This is a genomic window from Natrinema sp. CGMCC1.2065 (assembly GCF_051225675.1).
In the GTDB taxonomy this organism is placed as follows: domain Archaea; phylum Halobacteriota; class Halobacteria; order Halobacteriales; family Natrialbaceae; genus Natrinema; species Natrinema thermotolerans.
This window is the reverse complement of sequence record NZ_JBPJSJ010000001.1, coordinates 63,499-81,088: the sequence shown is the minus strand read 5'-3', so window position 1 is coordinate 81,088 and position 17,590 is coordinate 63,499. Positions and strand designations below refer to the sequence as shown.

At 67.3% G+C, this 17,590-nt stretch carries 14 protein-coding genes; 7 read left to right on the top strand and 7 right to left on the bottom strand.

What is annotated here, in order from left to right; translation table 11 throughout:
* Positions 1–75: 75 nt before the first annotated feature.
* Both ACSBP4_RS00385 and ACSBP4_RS00380 read right to left on the bottom strand, forming a co-directional pair.
* The gene (locus ACSBP4_RS00385; RefSeq protein WP_435551044.1) at positions 76–1,047 is read right to left on the bottom strand and encodes a DUF4382 domain-containing protein; all 972 of its coding nucleotides are present in this window, start codon (positions 1,045–1,047) and stop codon (positions 76–78) included.
* A gap of 101 nt (positions 1,048–1,148) precedes the next feature.
* Positions 1,149–1,826 carry a stage II sporulation protein M gene (locus ACSBP4_RS00380; protein ID WP_049965169.1) on the bottom strand — a complete coding sequence of 226 codons (678 nt, stop codon included), beginning with the start codon at positions 1,824–1,826 and terminating at the stop codon, positions 1,149–1,151.
* A gap of 133 nt (positions 1,827–1,959) precedes the next feature.
* On the opposite strand from ACSBP4_RS00380, the gene ACSBP4_RS00375 reads away from it, so the two are divergent.
* From ACSBP4_RS00375 to ACSBP4_RS00365, 3 genes are all read left to right on the top strand, one after another.
* Positions 1,960–3,258 (top strand): amidohydrolase, encoded by a 1,299-nt coding sequence (locus ACSBP4_RS00375; RefSeq protein WP_435551043.1) that lies wholly within the window; start codon positions 1,960–1,962, stop codon positions 3,256–3,258.
* A gap of 149 nt (positions 3,259–3,407) precedes the next feature.
* Complete coding sequence (locus ACSBP4_RS00370; protein WP_435551042.1) at positions 3,408–4,391, top strand: hypothetical protein; 984 nt, start codon at positions 3,408–3,410, stop codon at positions 4,389–4,391.
* Positions 4,392–4,643: 252 nt separating this feature from the next.
* The gene (locus ACSBP4_RS00365; RefSeq protein ID WP_006648574.1) at positions 4,644–5,933 is read left to right on the top strand and encodes an adenosylhomocysteinase; all 1,290 of its coding nucleotides are present in this window, start codon (positions 4,644–4,646) and stop codon (positions 5,931–5,933) included.
* A gap of 3 nt (positions 5,934–5,936) precedes the next feature.
* Here ACSBP4_RS00365 and ACSBP4_RS00360 read toward each other — a convergent pair whose 3' ends face one another.
* Both ACSBP4_RS00360 and ACSBP4_RS00355 read right to left on the bottom strand, forming a co-directional pair.
* Complete coding sequence (locus ACSBP4_RS00360; protein ID WP_435551041.1) at positions 5,937–6,710, bottom strand: PAS domain-containing protein; 774 nt, start codon at positions 6,708–6,710, stop codon at positions 5,937–5,939.
* A gap of 63 nt (positions 6,711–6,773) precedes the next feature.
* Positions 6,774–7,031, bottom strand: coding sequence for a HalOD1 output domain-containing protein (locus tag ACSBP4_RS00355; RefSeq protein WP_435551040.1), 258 nt, complete (start codon positions 7,029–7,031; stop codon positions 6,774–6,776).
* 262 nt (positions 7,032–7,293) lie between these two features.
* Between ACSBP4_RS00355 and ACSBP4_RS00350 the strand changes: the two genes are divergently transcribed.
* The 3 genes from ACSBP4_RS00350 to hjc all read left to right on the top strand — a co-directional run bounded on the left by ACSBP4_RS00350 (position 7,294) and on the right by hjc (position 13,284).
* Positions 7,294–11,790 carry a PAS domain S-box protein gene (locus tag ACSBP4_RS00350; RefSeq protein WP_435551039.1) on the top strand — a complete coding sequence of 1,499 codons (4,497 nt, stop codon included), beginning with the start codon at positions 7,294–7,296 and terminating at the stop codon, positions 11,788–11,790.
* Between the two features lie 76 nt (positions 11,791–11,866).
* Positions 11,867–12,679, top strand: coding sequence for a CPBP family intramembrane glutamic endopeptidase (locus ACSBP4_RS00345; protein WP_049965164.1), 813 nt, complete (start codon positions 11,867–11,869; stop codon positions 12,677–12,679).
* A gap of 83 nt (positions 12,680–12,762) precedes the next feature.
* Positions 12,763–13,284 (top strand): Holliday junction resolvase Hjc, encoded by a 522-nt coding sequence (hjc, locus tag ACSBP4_RS00340; protein WP_006648579.1) that lies wholly within the window; start codon positions 12,763–12,765, stop codon positions 13,282–13,284.
* A 6-nt stretch (positions 13,285–13,290) separates the two neighbouring features.
* On the opposite strand, the gene ACSBP4_RS00335 is transcribed toward hjc, so the two are convergent.
* Both ACSBP4_RS00335 and ACSBP4_RS00330 read right to left on the bottom strand, forming a co-directional pair.
* Entirely contained in the window at positions 13,291–15,126 is a 1,836-nt protein-coding gene (locus ACSBP4_RS00335) for an acyl-CoA dehydrogenase family protein (protein ID WP_435551038.1), read from the bottom strand.
* Between the two features lie 95 nt (positions 15,127–15,221).
* Positions 15,222–15,860: an SWIM zinc finger family protein gene (locus tag ACSBP4_RS00330; protein ID WP_435551037.1), complete on the bottom strand. Its 639-nt coding sequence runs from the start codon at positions 15,858–15,860 to the stop codon at positions 15,222–15,224.
* A gap of 189 nt (positions 15,861–16,049) precedes the next feature.
* Between ACSBP4_RS00330 and ACSBP4_RS00325 the strand changes: the two genes are divergently transcribed.
* The gene (locus ACSBP4_RS00325; RefSeq protein WP_006183232.1) at positions 16,050–16,313 is read left to right on the top strand and encodes a DUF7472 family protein; all 264 of its coding nucleotides are present in this window, start codon (positions 16,050–16,052) and stop codon (positions 16,311–16,313) included.
* A 93-nt stretch (positions 16,314–16,406) separates the two neighbouring features.
* On the opposite strand, the gene priL is transcribed toward ACSBP4_RS00325, so the two are convergent.
* Entirely contained in the window at positions 16,407–17,498 is a 1,092-nt protein-coding gene (gene priL / locus ACSBP4_RS00320; RefSeq protein ID WP_435551036.1) for a DNA primase regulatory subunit PriL, read from the bottom strand.
* Positions 17,499–17,590: the final 92 nt, after the last annotated feature.

The following is a 17,590-nucleotide window of genomic DNA, read 5'->3' as shown; positions in this document are numbered from 1 at the left end:
CGTTTCAGAAGAAGTCTGCCACGTCGCTCCTCGAGCGTGCCGCGCTCGAGGAGGTATGACCGTGCGGTCGACCGATCAGTCGTCGGCGTTCGCTTCGGGCGCACCGTTTCCGTTCCCGCCGTTGCCGCCGCCGTTGCCGCGGTTCTCCTTGCCTTCCTTCTCGTCGTCCTTGTCGACGTCGCGGATCTCGACGTCGTCGCCCGTGCCGCTCCCGCTGATCACCGGCTTGAGGATGTACTTCCCGCTCTTGCCGGCCTTGTGGGGCGCGATGTCGTAGACGAAGTCGACCGATTCGTTGTTGCCGATGGTGAACTCCGTGTTCAGATGGAGCTTGCTGCTCGGGAGCTTCACCCGCGTCGTACTCCCGTCGGTCAGGACGCCCTCGGTGTCGCTGACGTAGATGAAGACCTTCTCGTAGTCGCCGGCGGGGAGTTCGAACTCGTCGATCATGGACGCGTTCGCACCCTTCAGTTCGGTGAGATCGACCGTCCGCTCGTCGACGTCGTACTCGACCCAGTCGTCGCCGCCGTCTTTTTCGTCACCATCGCCCTCCTCCTCTTTTGGGTCACCGTCTTTCTCGCTGTCGCCTTCCTCCTCTTTTTCGTCGCCGTCTTTCTCGTCGTCCTCTCCGTCCCCGTCGCCTTCCCCGTCGTCTTCCGTCTGCTCCTCCCAGTCGGCGTCAGTCTCGTTGGCCGCGCCGTCGTCGTCGCTTTCGCTTTCTTCACCGCCAGTTTCGTCGTCCGTCTCGTTCCCGTCGTCCGTTTCGTCGTCGCTCTCGTTTCCGTCGTCCGCGCCGGACGACCCGCCGGCCTTCTTGAAGCCGACCTTCGTGATCGTCACGTTGAGGTGTTCGAAGTCGTCGATCACGTTCGGTTCGTCGCTGACATAGAAGGCGGCCGTTCCCATGCCGTCGTCGCTCGAGTCGTCCATGCTCGAGGGATCGTCGCCCGCCGAGTCGGTCGCCGGTTGTCCGCCCATGCCGCCGGCACAGCCGGCGACGGCCACGAGGGCCGCGACGACTACCAGTTGGATCGTGCGTCTGTCCATAGCCACTGACAGTCAGTGTGCCTGTAAAAAGGGGCGCGACGATTGGCTCCGTTCAGGACCGTTCATCCGGGCTGAACTGGCCGAAACCGTCGGGTCGCGTCCTAGGGCGCCCCCGTCCCCCCGAGCCGCTCGGCGAACAGCGCCTCGAGCAGGGCGGGCGTGACGAAGGCCTCGACGAACGCGGCGACGACCAGCAGGAGCCAGCCGGCGAGGACGAGGAGGCCGGTCCGGTAGAGGTACCGCTTCGTGAGGATCGCATCGCGGCTGCCCCGAAGCCGTTGTCCGACCCGGTATAGCAGCCGGAAGCCGACGCCGGCGGCGATAAACAGGGCGGGCAGTTCGAAGATCCCGTGGGGGAGCAGGCCGACGAGGATGAAGCCCGGCCCCACGTCGGCGGCGATGGCGGCACCGACGTTGCCGACGATGATCCCGTTAAACACCATCGCCCACGCGGTCAGGAGCCCCAGCGATAGCGCGCCGACGATCGAGAGCAGGAACGCCCGGCTGTTGTTCACGAGCAGGAACCGCGCCAGTTCGAGCCCGGAGAAGTCGGCGATCTCCTCGGGGAAGAGACCCTCGCCGAGCAGGTCGGCGATGATCTCGAGGAGGTTGTGGCCGGCCGCCAGCAGGAGGACGCCGACGACGACGCCGATAGCGAACAGGCCGGCCGCGAAGCCGACGAACCGACTGTGTTCGTCCCAGGCGTCGGCCAGTGCCGCTCTCGGCGGGTAGCCGGCGACGAACGCGCTGACTCCGTTCCGTCGGGGTGGGTCGTCCATACCGGATGTTCCGTCACCGAACTGTTAAACCCGCCGACTGGTCCGGTCGGGCTCGAGCCGTCGATCCTCGCCGAAACCGAACTCGGTACGCCAGATCGACAGTATAAGGCCACCCGGCGAGAACCCTCGAGCAATGACGACGCTTGCGATCACCGGCGGGCGGGTCCTCCGACCCGATCTGACGGTGACGACCGCGGACGTACTGATCGATGGGGATGCCGGCGAGGTTCTCGAGGTCGGTCCCGACCTCGGCGGCGCGGCCGACGAGACCCTCGACGCCGACGGATCGCTAGTCACCCCGGGGTTCGTCAATGGCCACTGCCACGTCGCGATGACGCTGCTGCGGGGGTATGCCGACGACAAACCGCTGGATGCCTGGCTCCAAGAGGACATCTGGCCGGCCGAGGCCGAACTGACCGCCGAGACCGTCCGCGCGGGGACCGAACTCGGCGTCCTCGAGATGATCAAGTCCGGCGTCACCGCCTTTGCGGACATGTACTTCTTCGTGCCGACGATCGCCGAGACGGTCGCCGACGCCGGCCTGCGGGCCCGACTCGGCCACGGCGTGATCTCGGTGGGCAAGGACGACGAGGCGGCCCGCGAGGACGCCCGCGAGGGGCTCGCGGTCGCCGAGGAGATCGACGGACTGGCCGACGGCCGGATCTCGTCGGCCTTTATGCCCCACTCGCTGACGACCGTCGACGGCGAGTACCTGTCGGAGTTCGTGCCACAGGCCCGCGACCTCGACGTTCCGATCCACTACCACGCCAACGAGACCGCCGAGGAGGTCGCGCCGATCGTCGACGAACACGGCGAGCGTCCCCTCGAGTACGCCGCGGAACGGGGGATGCTCGAGTCCGAGGACTTCATCGCCCACGGCGTCCACGTCGACGACCGAGAGATCGAACTGCTGGCCGAGGCCGGGACCGGCGTGATCCACTGTCCGGCCTCGAACATGAAACTGGCCAGCGGGATGGCACCCGTCCAGCGGCTGCGCGAGGCCGGCGTCACCGTCGGGCTCGGCACCGACGGCGCGGCCTCGAACAACGACCTCTCGATGCTCGACGAGGCACGCGACGCGGCCATGCTGGGCAAACTCGCCGCCGACGACGCGAGCGCGGTGCCCGCCGAGGCGGTCGTCGAGATGATGACTCGAGGGAGCGCCGACGCGATCGGCCTCGAGTCGGGCCGGCTCGAGGCGGGCGCGCCGGCCGACCTCGCGGTGATCGACCTCGAGACGCCACATCTGACGCCGCGTCACGACCTCGTGAGCCACCTCGCGTACGCGGCCGCAGCGGCCGACGTGCGCCACACCGTCTGTGACGGCCGGGTACTCATGCGCGACCACGAGGTCCTGACCCTCGACGAGGCGGCGGTCCGGGACCGAGCGCTCGAGTCCGCCGAGTCGTTGGTGGCTCGCGCCAGCGAGTGAACCAGTGAGACACTCCACCGACTCACTCGAGATAAACGCTCAAAACGCTCCATAAACGCTTAAACCTCGTTTGAATCCGTTTTAACACGAAGCAAACGCCGAGAACTGCCGGCGGGGTTTATCTAATAAACCGGGAAAGTCAGGAGCGGATGAAGAACAAACTGCTCACGATGACGCTGGTCGCCGTTATGGTCACGTCCGTGTTCGCCTCGGCGGGCGCGGCCGCGGCCACCGTCGACGGTGACCTCGACGTGTCCGTCGACGACGGCGAGGACGTCGTCGTCGGCGTCACGGCAAACGACACTGCGGTCGCGAACGCGACCGTCGACGTATCGACAACTGACGAGAACGCGACCTACGAGGGGACCGGGACGTACACGACGGACAACGACGGGACGGTCGAACTTCCCGACCCCGTCGAAAACGTCACCGTCTCGGTGACCGCGACGGCCGACAATCGGACGGCCTCGACCACGGCGACGCTGACCGCAGCGAGCAACGAGACGCTGGACGGCAACGAGACCGTGGATGGGAACGAGACCGACAACGAGTCGGCCAACGAGACGAGCTTCGGTTCGCTCGTCTCCGATTTCGTTGAGACCCAGCAAAACGAGTCCAACGAGTCGACCGGTATCGCCGTCGCGAACTTCGTCGTCGCCAACAACCCCGGCAACGCGCCGAGCCACGCCGGTCCGCCGAGCCACGCCGGCCCGCCGGACGCGGATGACGACGAGGACGACGAGGATGAAGACGATGACGACAAACGCGGTCCGCCGGAACACGCCGGCCCGCCGACTGACGGCGACGACGAGGACGAAGGCGACGACGAGCAGGTCGACGACGATGACGACAAACGCGGTCCGCCGGAACACGCCGGCCCGCCGACTGACGGCGACGACGAGGACGAAGGCGACGACGAGCAGGTCGACGACGATGACGACGAACACGGTCCGCCGGAACACGCCGGTCCGCCGGCTGACGGCGACGACGAGGAGGACACCGACGACACTGACGAAGACGACACCGACGACGAGGAGGACACCGACGACACTGACGAAGACGACACCGACGACGAGGAGGACGCCGACGACACCGACGATTCGGACGCTGACACTCCCGACAGCGAGCAGTAATCCCCCTCGAAATCGATACCAGACACCGGGGATGACCGAGCGGATCGGCGTCGCCGGTGGCGGAACCCGATCGCGGCCGTCTCCGGATCGCCGCGATCGTGCGGGCACGTAGTGCGGCCGATCCACCCACCACTTTCGTTACGCCTTTTTCACAGTCGCCGAGTCGGTACGCGGCCGCCTCGAGTCCCGGAAACCGTTCGGAGCCGAACCGGGTTCGGTAGCGTTTTGGCCACGGTCCCACTCTGTCGAGCCATGACCGACACCGAGTATCCCCCGATCAGCGAGCAACTCGACGACCTCGAGTCCGCTCGCGAGGAGGGCCGTCGGAAGATGGACTGGGCCGCCCAACACATGCCGATCTGCGAGTCCGTCCGCGAGGAGTTCGTCGCCGACCAGCCCTTCGCGGGCGAGCGTATCGGGATGGCGATGCACGTCGAGGCCAAGACGGCGATCCTCGTCGAGACGCTCGCGGAGGGCGGCGCGGAGGTCGCCGTCACGGGCTGTAATCCGCTCTCGACCCACGACGACGTCTCGGCGGCGCTCGACACCCACGAGAACATCACCAGCTATGCCAAACGCGGCGTCGACGACGACGAGTATTACGCCGCGATCGAGGCCGTCATCGCCCACGAGCCGACGATCACGGTCGACGACGGGATGGACCTCGTGGCCGCGATCCACGAGGACTACCCCGAACTGATCGACGGCATCGTCGGCGGCGCGGAGGAGACCACCACCGGCGTCCACCGCCTGCGCGCGATGGACGACGACGGGGCCCTGGAGTACCCCGTCTTCGCCGTCAACGACACGCCGATGAAACGACTCTTCGACAACGTTCACGGCACCGGCGAGTCCTCGCTGGCCTCGATCGCCATGACCACGAACCTCTCGTGGGCCGGCAAGAACGTCGTCGTCGCCGGCTACGGCTACTGCGGGAAAGGCGTCGCGCAGAAGGCCGCGGGCCAGAACGCCAACGTCATCGTCACCGAGGTCGAGCCCCGGCGCGCGCTCGAGGCCCACATGGAGGGCTACGAGGTCATGCCGATGGCCGAAGCGGCCGAAGTCGGCGACGTCTTCCTGACGACGACGGGTAACCGCGACGTCATCGTCGAGGACCACTTCGAGAAAATGCAGGACGGCGTCTTGCTCGCGAACGCGGGCCACTTCGACATCGAAATCGACCTCGAGGCCTTGGACGATCTCGCGGTCGAGCGCTACGAGGCTCGCGACGGCGTCGAGGCCTACGAGATGGACGACGGCCGCAAACTGAACGTCATCGCCGAGGGCCGACTCGTGAACCTCGCCGCGCCCGTCTCGCTGGGCCATCCCGTCGAGGTCATGGACCAGTCGTTCGGGATTCAGGCCGTCTGTGTCCGAGAAATGCTCGAAAACGGTGACGCATACGACGCTGGGGTCCACGACGTCCCCGACGAACTCGACAAGGAGATCGCCGAGATCAAACTCGAGGCCGAGGGCGTCGACTTTGACTCGCTGACCGACACCCAACACGAGTATATGGACAGCTGGGACCACGGGACATAGCGGTCAGCGCTCCGGTCCGTCGTCGCCACTATCGACCACGAACACCAGACTCCCGTCCGCGAGCCCGCCCAGTCGCAACTGGACGGGGAACGTCTCTCCGTCCCGCCGCATCGCCGTACAGCCGCCGGTCCACCGCCAGCCGTCGGCGACCGTCGGGATCGCCGTCGACTCGAGTCGGTCGACGGTCGCGTCGGGAAACAGCGCCCGCCAGTCGGTCCCCGAGAGCGTCTCGAGGTCGTAGCCGAACCGCACCGCGAGCGAGCGGCTCGCGAACTGGATCTCATCGTCGGGAGTGACGATCGCGATCGATTCTCCGACGAACTCGACGCTCGCCAGCGAGCGCCGCGACAGCGCGGCCAGCCGCCGCCGCTCGACGAGGTCCCACGCCCGCGCCGGCAGCCGCTCGAGGGTGTCCCGCTCGAGGACGGCAGTCAGCCGGCGCTCGTAACGGTGATCCGAACCGGTACCGGTGCCGTCGGCGACGACGATCATCGGTTCGTCGGCCGCGACCGTTCCGTCTCCCCCGTGGCAGTCGGCATCCTCGGTCGTCCGTTCGTCGCCACCGAGCGCCGCCGCCGGAACGACGAGACAGTCGGCGTCGCTGCCGGCTTTCTGCGCGGCCGAAAGCGACGGCACCGTCTCGAGGGCGTAGTCATCGCGCTCGCCGCAGGCAGTGGCGACCGCCTCACGGAGGTCGTCGCCGACGACACAGAGCTGCAGCTCGGTCGGTCGTACTCGAATTCCGTCATCGGCTGCGTCGGTGAGCGGACTCAGCATCGTCGATCACCGGCGTCGGGTCGTGATCGGCGGTCGGTTTCGGTGTGGTCGAACCGTCCCGACCTATCTACTCCCATGGACCGTCCCGTTGACCGTGACGGTGCCGTCGCCTCGGACTTCGACGGGCATGCCGTGATACTCGAACTCGACACGGACGGCTGCCCCCGAACCCGACTGGAAGAGCTGGTCGAGCGCCTCGGGATCGACCACGTCGTACAGCGGCTCGAGGTCGCTGGCGTCGGTGTTCGTCGCGTCCGCAATTGCGTCGATTACTTGCAGACTGACGGAGTCAGTGTGGTAGTCGAGAGTAGCGCCGGTCATTGTAGACTCACCAATGCGTCCCGGTGGTATCGGGCTGGCCGTTATACACGTAATCTCCTCGCGACCCCGACACTATGTGTATAGCGTCGTCCCGACGATGGGACGGTCGGGGGCAGACCGACTGGGTGGCTATCGTCACGCTGTCCCCGGAACCGCCGCTCGAGCCGCCGACCGATCGGAGTCCGTGACAGTACTATTGGGACGACCCACAGGGCGTGAAAGTAACCGCTCGTATCATTGTGTGTGGTTTCGTAGGGAACGTATGATCGCTGCCGTGGCTCCTCTCGAGGCGCTCGCGGGACGGCGGGGACGGCTCACGGTCGTTGGGACGATCGCCGTTCTCGTCGCGCTCGTCCTCGGGACGACGCCCGCCGTCTCGCTCCCGGCCGAGCAGATTCCCGGACTCGTCGTCTTCGGGCTCGCCGCCCGTCGGGACGCCGACCGTCCGACCGATATCGAACGACTCACGGACGAACTCCGGGGGTTCGTCTCGCGGCTCGAGGACGCCGATCCGACCGCCGACGACGGCTCCCTCCCGGCCGAGCCGGATCTGGCCGAGTGCGGGCGCGACCGAGACGACGAGATCGGCCGACTCTCCGCGGCCGTCGACGACCTGGCGACGGCGGTCCGGGACCGCGAACGGCAACGGGCCGAGAGCGAGCGCTACCGGCGGGAAATCGCCCGGATCACGTCCGAATCGGGGCTGGGGACCGAGACGAAGATCCGCCGGCTGCTCGAGTTGGGCTGTGAGCGGCTCGGTCTCGAGACGGGACTCGTCTCGCACGTCGACGAACCGGCCGACCGGTACGAGATCGAGGCGGCTGTCGGAGCCGAGGCCGACCTCGAGGGAGCGGTACTGGACCTTTCGGAGACCCATTGCCGGAACACCGTTACGTCGGACGACGTGGTCGGGATCTCGGAGACGCCGGCGGCCGACGTCGACGTGGGTGCGGCCGTCGAATCCGTCGTCGGCTGTTACATCGGCGGGAAGATACGCGTCGACGGGGACCTCTACGGCACGGTCTGTTTCGTGAGCGACGATCCGCGGGACCGGCCGTTCTCGCCGGCGGAACGGTCGTTCGTCGATCTGCTCGCCCGGTGGGTCAGCGGGGCGTTCGAACGCCGCGAGTACGTCGCGGCCATCGAAGAACGGGAGCGTCGCCTCGAGCGGACACAGGCGTTTACCGACGACATGTTAGACGCCGTCGACGACGTTGTCTACCTGCTCGAGGAAGACGGCGACCTCAGGCGGTGGAACGAGACGCTGGTCGACGTGACGGGCTATTCGGACGCGGAGATCGCGGAGATGAACGCGCTCGACTTCTTCGACGCCGAGAACGAGGGGGCGATTCGGGAGTCGATGCAGGAGGCGTTCGAGACCGGCGAGACCCTCGTCGAGGCCGAACTCCGGACGAAATCGGGGGAGCGGATCCCCTACGAGTTCATCGCGTCGGTACTCGAGGATCCGAACGGGAACCCGGTCGAGGTCGGGATCGGCCGCGACATCAGCGACCGCAAGGAACGCGAGCGCCGCCTCGAACGGACGACGTCCCTGCTCGAGCAGTCCCAGCGGCTGGCCGACGTCGGCGCGTGGGAACTGGACGTCTCCACGGAGCCGTACGACCTCCAGTGGACCGCCGAGATCCGCCGCATTCTCGGCGTTTCACCGGACGAACCGATCGACCTCGAGAGTGCGTTCGAGTTCTACCACCCCGAGGACCGTCCCCGCATTCGCGAGGCGGTCGAGCGTGCGATCACCGACGGGGAGCCCTACGACATAGAGCTTCGCATGTGGACGGCCGACGGCGATCGGCGGTGGGTGCGGACGATCGGCGAACCGGTCCGTGAGGACGGCGAGATCGTCACGCTCCGTGGCTCGTTCCAGGACGTTACGGAGCGGAAAGAGCGCGAACGCGATCTCGAGCGCGCCGAGACGGTCCTCCAGGTGCTGGACGAACTCGTCTACACGATCGACGCGGACGGGGAGTTTACCTACCTGAACGACGCCCTCGAGGGGATCACCGGCTACGAGCCCGACGACCTGATCGGCGACCACGTCTCGACGATGATGGACGACGACGACCTCGAGACGGCCCGGGACCGGATCCGTGACCTCCGCAGTGCCGGCGAGCCCACTCGAACCTTCGAGATGGACCTCGAGACCGCCGATGGCGACGTGATCGACGTCGAAAATCACATGGCGCTGTTGCCCAGCGACGACGGCGAGTTCGCCGGGACCGCGGGGGTCCTTCGCGATATCACCGATCGCAAGGAACGGGAACGCGACCTAGAGCGGTTCGAGGCGATCGTACAGGCGCTGGACGAACTGGTCTACACGCTCGACGAAGAGGGACGATTCACCTATTTGAACGACGCTGCCAAGCCGATCCTCGGCTACGAGCCCGAGGAACTGATCGGCAAACCCGCGGCGACAGTGATCCCGGCGGCGGACGTCGAGCGGGCACAGGACCGGATCCGCGAACTCCTTCGGTCGGACGTTCCCTCCCAGACGGTCGAGATCGTCCTCGAGACCGCCGACGACGAGGTGATCGACGTCGAAAACCACATCGCGTTGTTGCCAAGCGACGACGGCGAGTTCGTGGGGTCCGCGGGGGTCGTCCGCGACATCACGGCGCGCAAGGAGCGCGAACGCGACTTGGAGCGGACGACCGAACTCCTCAAACAGGCCGAGCGCCTCGCCGGCATCGGCGGCTGGGAACTCGACCTCAGCGGCGAGACGCGGGACGTGACATTTACCGACGGCTTGCATCGTCTCTACGACCTCCCGCTGGACGCGACGGTCGACTCGGAGCTGGCGACCTCGTTCCCCCATCCCGAGGACCGGGAACGCGTCCTCGAGATCGTCGATCGCACGATCGAAGCGGGCGAGGGATACGACATCGAACACCGAATGCGGACCATGACGGGGGACGAACGGTGGGTCCGTTCGACCGGCGAGCCGATCCGTGCGGACGGTGCCGATGACGCCGGCATCGTCGGCGTCCGCGGGACGATTCAGGACATCACCGACCGCAAGGAGCGCGAACTGACCCTCGAGTCGCTACACGACGCGGCCAGGGACCTGCTCGGCACCGACACCGAAGCGGAGGTGTCGGCGCTGGTCGTCGAGACCGCTGCGGACATCCTCGAGGCGTCGGGCGCGGCCGTGTACCGGCTCGATCCGGCGGTCAATCGACTCGTCCCCGCCGCCTCGACCGAGGCGTTCGACCGCCTCTGTAACGGGGCTCCGTCGGTCGCCATCGGCGACGGCGAGTCCGCCCTCTGGAGTACCTACGTGACCGGGACGGGGACCGTCGTCGACGATCCGTCGTCGGTCGATCGGTCGCAGGTCTTCGGTCCGACCGTCGAGAGCGGGGTCATCGTCCCGATCGGCGATTACGGCGTCTTCACGGTCGCGACCGACGCGGAGCCGATCGACGCCGAGGCGAGGCGGCTGATCGAGACGCTCGTCGCGACGACCGAGGCCGCGTTCGACCGCCTCGAGAGCGAGGCCAGCCTCCGCGAGCGGGAGGCACAACTCGAGGCCCGAAACGAGCGGCTCAACAGACAGATCGAGACGACGGAACTGATCAGGCGGATCGATCAGGTCCTCATCGGGGCCGAGAGCCGCGGGGAGATCGAGCGGACCGTTCCCGAGCGACTACTGGAGGCCGACTCGGTCGCGTTCGCCTGGATCGGCGACCGCGACCCGAGCGGGACCCGTCTCGAGCCCCGTGCCTGGGCCGGCGACGGGGAGGCGTATCTCGACGACGTCTCGCTCGCGGACGACGCCGCCGAGCCGGCCGTCCGAACCGCCATCGACGGGACGCCGACGGTCGTCTCCAACGTCGTCGAGGGGCTGCAGGGCGATCCCTGGCGGCGTCGGGCGGTCGACCGGGGGTTCCAGTCGGTCATCAGTGTCCCGCTGTCCCACGCGGAGTACTCCTACGGCGTCCTGACGATCTACGCCGACGAACCCGACGCCTTCGGCGACCTCGAGCGGACGGTCCTGACGGAACTGGGTGAAGGAATCGCCAACTCGATCACCGCGATGAAAACCCGGGAGGCGCTCCACGCCGAACGGTTGCTCGAACTTACGCTCCGGATCGCCGGCGACGAGGACCCCCTCTCGCGGCTCGCGGCGAAGACAGGGGCCGACGTCGAGTACGCGGGCATGGGGTCACACTCGAGCGACGAGACGCTGCTGTTCGTCGAGACCGACGGCGTTGCGCCCGACGACGTTCGATCGGCGCTCGCGGAGCTGGTGTCGGTCACCGACTCCCGGCTGATCAGCGAAGCCGACGGGACGTGTCGGTTCGAGGCGACCGTCTCCGGCGACCCACTGGCCGCCCGGCTGGTCCGTCACGGCGGCAGTCCGCGCTCGATACGGGCCGACGGCGAGGGGCTCGAGGTCGTCGTCGACGTCCCGACCGGGACCGACGTCCGCGAGTTCGTCGAGACGCTCGGGGAGGGACACGGTGGCGTCGAGTTGCGGGCGCGTCGCCACGTCGAGCGGTCGATGGGGACGCGCAGCGAACTCGTGACGTCGCTGTTCGACGCCCTGACCGACCGCCAGCTCGAGGTTCTCCGGACCGCCTACTTCGCCGGCTTCTTCGAGTGGCCCCGCGAGAGTACCGGCGAGGAGATCGCCGAGATGCTCGCGGTAACGCAGCCGACGGTCAACCGTCACCTGCGGCTCGCACAGGGCCGACTGCTGGCACAGCTGTTCGAGGATCAGATCCCGCTCGACTCGAACTGAGTTCGAGTCGGCTCGAGCGACCGTCTCCATGGCCGGGAGTGAAACGCCCAAGGGTCCGGTGGCCGTACGACCGGTCATGGCAACATCAACGCGCCGCCGGACCGACGGGCCGCTCCGCTCGACGCTCGTCGCCGCCGGACTCGCGATCGTCGGCCTGCTCGCGACGCAGTTCACGACGCTGCCCGCACTCCTGCTCGATGTCCGGCTGGCCACGGCACCGACCGAGACGTCGATCGCCAGCCGAACGCTCTTTTTCGTCCTCAACTTCGCGGGGTTCGTGCTGGTCGGGGCCGTCTATCTCGTCGTCACCGACCGGGGCTGGTCGTACGTCGACGTTCGGCCGCCGACGCGACGCGGCTGGGCGTACGTCCTGCTCGGTATCGTCGCCAGCGTCGCGTTTTACGTCCTGATCAGCGTGACCATTCAACTGCTCTCGCTGCCGGCCTCGGAGAACCAGGTCGCGAGCTTCATCGGCGACGACCAGACGATGGTCCTCGTCATGATCGCGATCGTCTTCTTCTTCAACGCGCCGGCCGAGGAGTTCCTCTACCGGAACATCGTCCAGAAACGCCTCTACGACGCCTTCACCCGGCTGCAGGCGGTCGCCATCGCCAGTCTCGTCTTCGGACTGATCCACTTCCCCGTCTACGCGGTCAGTTCGCCATCGCTGCTCGCGACCATGGTCCCGGTCGCGGTCGTCATGGGCGGTGCCGCCGTCTTCGGCTACCTCTACGCGAAGACCGACAACCTGCTAGTCCCGATCGCCGCTCATGCGGCCTTTAACGCCCTCCAGTTCGGCCTGCTGTATTTCGCCCTCGAGTACGACCTCGAGGAGGCGACGCCGGCCGGCGAGGCGATCCTCGCGGTCGTCACGGCGATCCCGCTGTAACGCCTGCTGCATCGGCGACCACTTTCACTGCGCCATCCGCCGCCGTCCGGTCCTTTATTACCGCCCGCGGAAGAGAATCGTCCATGTCTCAGGCGAAGGGCGACCGCCGCGAGCGGGAACTCGTCAACGAACTCGACGAGGCCGGCTTCGCGGTGATGCGAGCGCCCGCCAGCGGCTCCGCGACCGAGCGGGAACTCCCCGACGTGCTGGCCGGCGACGGCGAGCGCTTCTACGCGATCGAGGCCAAATCGAGTTCGGGCGACCCGATCTATCTCACCGGCGAGGAGGTCGAGGCGCTGACCTTCTTCGCGCGGAACTTCGGCGCGAAACCCCGGATCGGCGTCCGCTTCGACCGCGAGGACTGGTACTTCTTCCACCCCGGCGATCTCTACGTCACCGACGGGGGCAACTACCGCGTCAAGAAGGAAACGGCGCTGGCGGAGGGCACGGACTTCCCCGAATTCACTGGGCAGTCCGAGAAGGTCACCCTCGAGGAGGCCGCCGACGGGGGCGACGACGACACCGACGAGGACCTGCGGCGCGTCCTCAACGCCGTCAAGCAGGGCGTGATGGACGTCGACGAGGCCGCCGACGCCCTCGAGTAGCCTATCTCAGTCGTCTGCCGGCACCGCCTCCGCGACCGCCTCGGGATCGACCGCCGCGTGGTGGACGATCGGCTCGAACGCCTCGAGGACGAACCGGTCGCCGTCGGTGATCCCCCGCGCCTCCTCGGCTTCGAGTTCGTTCGTGACGAACCGCCGTGCGACCATCGCCGTCCGTCCGTCGCCGTCCTCGAGGTCGGCCTGTGCCTCTTCGAGCAACAGCGCGGCCGTGAACACCTCGAAGAGGTAGTGTGCCAGCCGCTTGGCCGACAGTTGGGCGTACTCCGAATCCTCGCCGGCCAGCGTCAGTAGCGCGCCGGTCAGGTCCTCGTACTCGGCGGCGACGGTTTCGGCCGCGTCCGCGAGCGCGGGGTGGGTGACGGCCTCGAGTCGCCGCTCGACCGTCTCCGTGAACGGCTCGTGGGCCTCCTCGCGCTCGAGGGCGCGGACGACGTCGAGCGAGAGAACGTTCTCGGTCCCCTCCCAGATCGGCAGCACCTGCGCGTCCCGGAGCAGGCGGTTGGTGACGAAGTCGTCGACGTAGCCGTTCCCGCCCTGGATCTCCATGGCGTAGGAGGCGGTGTCGACGGCCATCCGACCCGTGCGGAGCTTAGCGATCGGGATCAGCAGTCGCAGCAGCCGGTAGGCATCCTCGTCCTCGGTCGCCGCATCGCTGCGTCGCGCCCGTTCGCGCGCCGAGAACAGCCGCCCGACCTCGTGGACGTACGCCGTCGCGGCCTCGTAGTCGACGGTCATGTCGACGAGGTCCTCGCGCATCAGCGGGAACTCGTCGATCGTCGTCCCGAAGGCCTCGCGGGTGGCCGCCTGCACCTTGCTCTCGAGCAGGGCCCGCCCCATCAGTCCGCAGGAGGCCGCGGCGTTCGCGAGCCGCTCGAGGTTCAGCATCTCGGTCATCTGTCTGAAGCCGGCTTCCTCCTCGCCGACGAGGGCGGCCTTCGTCTCGTCGAACTCGACCTCGCCGGTCGGAACGGCGGTGGTTCCGAGTTTGTCCTTCAGGCGGCGGTACAGCTGGTCGTTGAGCGCGTCGCCCGGCGGCGGGCCCTCGAACTCGCGGCGATCCCCCTTCGTCAGGACCCCCTCGTCGGGATCGCCGTGGGGCACGAGAAACATCGAGAGGCCGTCGGTCCCCGAGGGGGCGTCCTCGGTCCGAGCGAGCGCGAGCGTCCCCTCGGCGTCGATGTTCGAGCAGAACCACTTCTCCCCGGTGAGCCGCCAGCAGTCCGCCTCGTCGTCGTACCGCGCCGTCGTCTCGTTGGCTCCCACGTCGCTGCCGCCTTGCTCTTCGGTGAGGAACATCGCGCCCTCGATCAGGTCGTCGTAGTCGCGGCTGGTCAGCGCCCGGTAGTACGGCTCGAGGTCGCCGTCGTCGAAGCGCTCGAGGACCAGCGCCGACCCGGCGGTCATCGCGACGGGACAGCCGAACCCGGCGTCGGCGTAACACAGCAGCTGCAACATCCCGAGGAAGTGACTGATCGGCATCGGCTCGTCGCGGTCCGGCGGGGCCTCGAAGGCGTCGGCCACGATGCCCGCCCCGTAGGCCAGTTCGTCGTTCTCGAGCTGTTCGGCCGGATACCGGACGGCGTTGTGTACGTCGCCGTACTTGTCGTAGGTCTCGAGTTCCGGCCCGTGGTCGTCGACGTAATCGGCGTTGTCGGCGACGGTGTGCCCGATCAGCTCGCCGAACTCGGCGAGTCGGGGCTCGGCCCACTCGAACTCGTCGGCGTCGTACACCCGCCGTAGTTCCCGCTGGAGCGTGCGGTCGAGTTCCCAGTAGTTCACGTGCCGTCCCTCGTCGAACTCGCCGTACTCGATACCGGTTCCCATGGGTCGTCATTCGATACCGGGTCACAAGAAACGGGACGATAGCAACGACACGCGCGTTGCAAGCCGTTGTCTCCCGACTGGAGGGAACGGCGGTCTCAGTCGCTCGCCCTCGGTGTCGCTCGCTCGAGGCGGGTCCGCGGGAAGACGTACACTTTCAGCGACGAGGGGACGACACCGTTCGCGGCGACGGTTGCGTGGGGGTAGACCGCGCCGACGACCGGGACGTCGGGATCGTAGTCCTCGTTGGACCCGTACTCGGCGACGGTACAGTCGGCCGCCCCGATCTCGACGGCGTCGGAACGGAGTTCGGAGATGTCGACGACAGTGAGCCGGTCGCCGGTCTCGCGATCGACGACGATGTCGCCCGGCGAAATTGCGTGGTCGTCGCAGTAACACGGCGCGGGGTCGTTGTCCGCGACGAAACACGTCTCGCCGCAGTCGTGACACGCGACGGCGATCTCGCCCGGCGGCGGGGTCCGACCCTCCGTGATCTCGATCGCGACCCGGCGGACGTGCTTACAGCGGGCCTCGCGGAAGACGTGATCCGGGCAGGTACACCTGCCGGCCTCGAGATCGACGAGATAGGTGTGGTCGCTCGCGGACTCGACCTCGTAGAGGCCGTCGCCCAGCGCCAGCACCGACATCGGTTCGGTGCGGGCGCGGCGGGATCGCTCGGTGAGGTGATCCGCGGACGGTACTGGCAGCGGCGCTTTCGGTGACGCTGTTGTTTTCATGGATGCGTCAAGGGGTGAACTCGGTGGTCGGCTGGCGATTCGAGCGCGCTAGGGGGCCGATGGGGATAACGAACTCGCCTGAACTCGCAAGGTCGGCGTTTAAAGGAGCAAGCGAGACGGCTCCCGTCCGACCACCGCCGAGGCCCCCTTCGAAGCGCTTTTCACCGGGCCGACGAAACCGATCCGACAATGCTCGATCGCGAACAGCTCATCGAAATCGTTTCGGCGGTCGGTGCGGTCCTCCTATTGCTTGCGACGATGATCGCCATCGGCTCTTCCTACACTGCCGACAACGGCAGTCTCTCCTCCGAAGGGGCACAGCTGCTCGTTGTGGCTATTACTGGCTTTATCCTCCTGGTGACGGCAGTCGGTATCGGGCTGGCCTACACCCTGAAAGACGAGGAGGACCTCGACGCGACGGCCGACGAGACGGAAACGAACGGAACGTTCTGAGGCGGTATTCGGTCACCGTTTTCGGTTCGTCCCGGCCGATACTGCTCGAGAACCGACCGTGCAGTACCACTTCCTCCGCGCGAGCGAACGCCGTCAGTCGCCGCTCGCGGCGCTGCCGTCGCTCCCGTCGTCGTTCTCCCGCCAGTCCTCTAACTCCTCGTCGTCGGCGTCGTCGATCCGCTGTTCGTAGTAGGCCATCGGGTGGGGGATCCGCTCGCAGAGGTCGTCCTTGTTCACGCAGTCGCCGTAGGACTGCATCGTGGCACACGAGGGCGGCGAGTATTCCGTCGGCGAGGTGTCCCCGCGGATGTGGTCGGTCTGGTAGCGGGTCATCTCCTCGCCGAACGACGAGTTGACCCGATAGAGGTCGACGATCTCGTCGGTGTCCATCCCGATGCTCGTCAGGAAGGCCGTGATCGCAAACCGGGAGTGATGTGGCAGATGCTCGCCCTTCTGGATCTGGTCGAGCAGCGCCTTCATACACGGCGGGAAGAGGTCGGGGACGACGGTGTCGATGTCCTGTGTTAGGTCCATCTCCGCGAGTACCTCGCGGATCTCGTCGGCCTCGTCCTCGAGGGCGGTCGCGATGGACTCGGGCACCTCGAAGGGGAGCCCGTCGTCGATCCGGCCCCGGATCGCCTCGCGGACCAGCGTCAGGAGTTCGTCCTCGTCGACGGGGACCTCGCCGGCCGCGAGGGGCTGGTTGACGAGCCGCCAGCCGTCGTCCCAGAGGTCCTCGGCCAGCGGCAGGTAGGTCCCGACGTCGATCCGGTACTCGTCGTCGGCCCCTTCGCGGACCGCGTCCCGCAGGTCGAACTCGGCGAGGAGGTCCGAGAGGTCCAGTCCCGTCGACTCGACGCTTTTCAGTTCGGTCGTGTCGGTCATGTCCTCGGTGAACCGGTCGTAGGCCGTCGCGGCCTCGGCGCGGGCGTACTTGCGTACGAGGACGCGTTCGTCGACCATCGAGACCAGTACCCGCGCGACCGGATACGAGAGCAACTCGATCCGAGTATCGCGGTGTGGCTCCCCCGTCTCCCCCGACTCGATCGCGGTAATAACCCGTTGACGCGCCCGGTTGACGACCGCTTCGTCCCCCTCGACGACGGTCGCCAGATCGACCGCTTCCGTGGCGACGGTCTCGCGAGCGGCCTCGAGGAACGGATACCGGGCGTGGAGTCGCTGCATCGGTAATTACGTTTTACTCCGGCGGGATAAACACCCTGATTGCGATAATCGTCTTTTATATGTGGCAGTCGGGCTCGCCGATCCGAGACGGG

Bases quoted from the DNA above. Each gene is read 5' to 3' on its own strand.
- ACSBP4_RS00330 (WP_435551037.1), bottom strand. From the start codon at position 15,860: ATGAAAACAACAGCGTCACCGAAAGCGCCGCTGCCAGTACCGTCCGCG.
- priL (WP_435551036.1), bottom strand. From the start codon at position 17,498: ATGCAGCGACTCCACGCCCGGTATCCGTTCCTCGAGGCCGCTCGCGAG.
- ACSBP4_RS00355 (WP_435551040.1), bottom strand. From the start codon at position 7,031: ATGACCGGCGCTACTCTCGACTACCACACTGACTCCGTCAGTCTGCAA.
- hjc (WP_006648579.1), top strand. From the start codon at position 12,763: ATGTCTCAGGCGAAGGGCGACCGCCGCGAGCGGGAACTCGTCAACGAA.
- ACSBP4_RS00360 (WP_435551041.1), bottom strand. From the start codon at position 6,710: ATGCTGAGTCCGCTCACCGACGCAGCCGATGACGGAATTCGAGTACGA.
- ACSBP4_RS00380 (WP_049965169.1), bottom strand. From the start codon at position 1,826: ATGGACGACCCACCCCGACGGAACGGAGTCAGCGCGTTCGTCGCCGGC.
- ACSBP4_RS00365 (WP_006648574.1), top strand. From the start codon at position 4,644: ATGACCGACACCGAGTATCCCCCGATCAGCGAGCAACTCGACGACCTC.
- ACSBP4_RS00370 (WP_435551042.1), top strand. From the start codon at position 3,408: ATGAAGAACAAACTGCTCACGATGACGCTGGTCGCCGTTATGGTCACG.
- ACSBP4_RS00350 (WP_435551039.1), top strand. From the start codon at position 7,294: ATGATCGCTGCCGTGGCTCCTCTCGAGGCGCTCGCGGGACGGCGGGGA.
- ACSBP4_RS00335 (WP_435551038.1), bottom strand. From the start codon at position 15,126: ATGGGAACCGGTATCGAGTACGGCGAGTTCGACGAGGGACGGCACGTG.
- ACSBP4_RS00325 (WP_006183232.1), top strand. From the start codon at position 16,050: ATGCTCGATCGCGAACAGCTCATCGAAATCGTTTCGGCGGTCGGTGCG.
- ACSBP4_RS00375 (WP_435551043.1), top strand. From the start codon at position 1,960: ATGACGACGCTTGCGATCACCGGCGGGCGGGTCCTCCGACCCGATCTG.
- ACSBP4_RS00385 (WP_435551044.1), bottom strand. From the start codon at position 1,047: ATGGACAGACGCACGATCCAACTGGTAGTCGTCGCGGCCCTCGTGGCC.
- ACSBP4_RS00345 (WP_049965164.1), top strand. From the start codon at position 11,867: ATGGCAACATCAACGCGCCGCCGGACCGACGGGCCGCTCCGCTCGACG.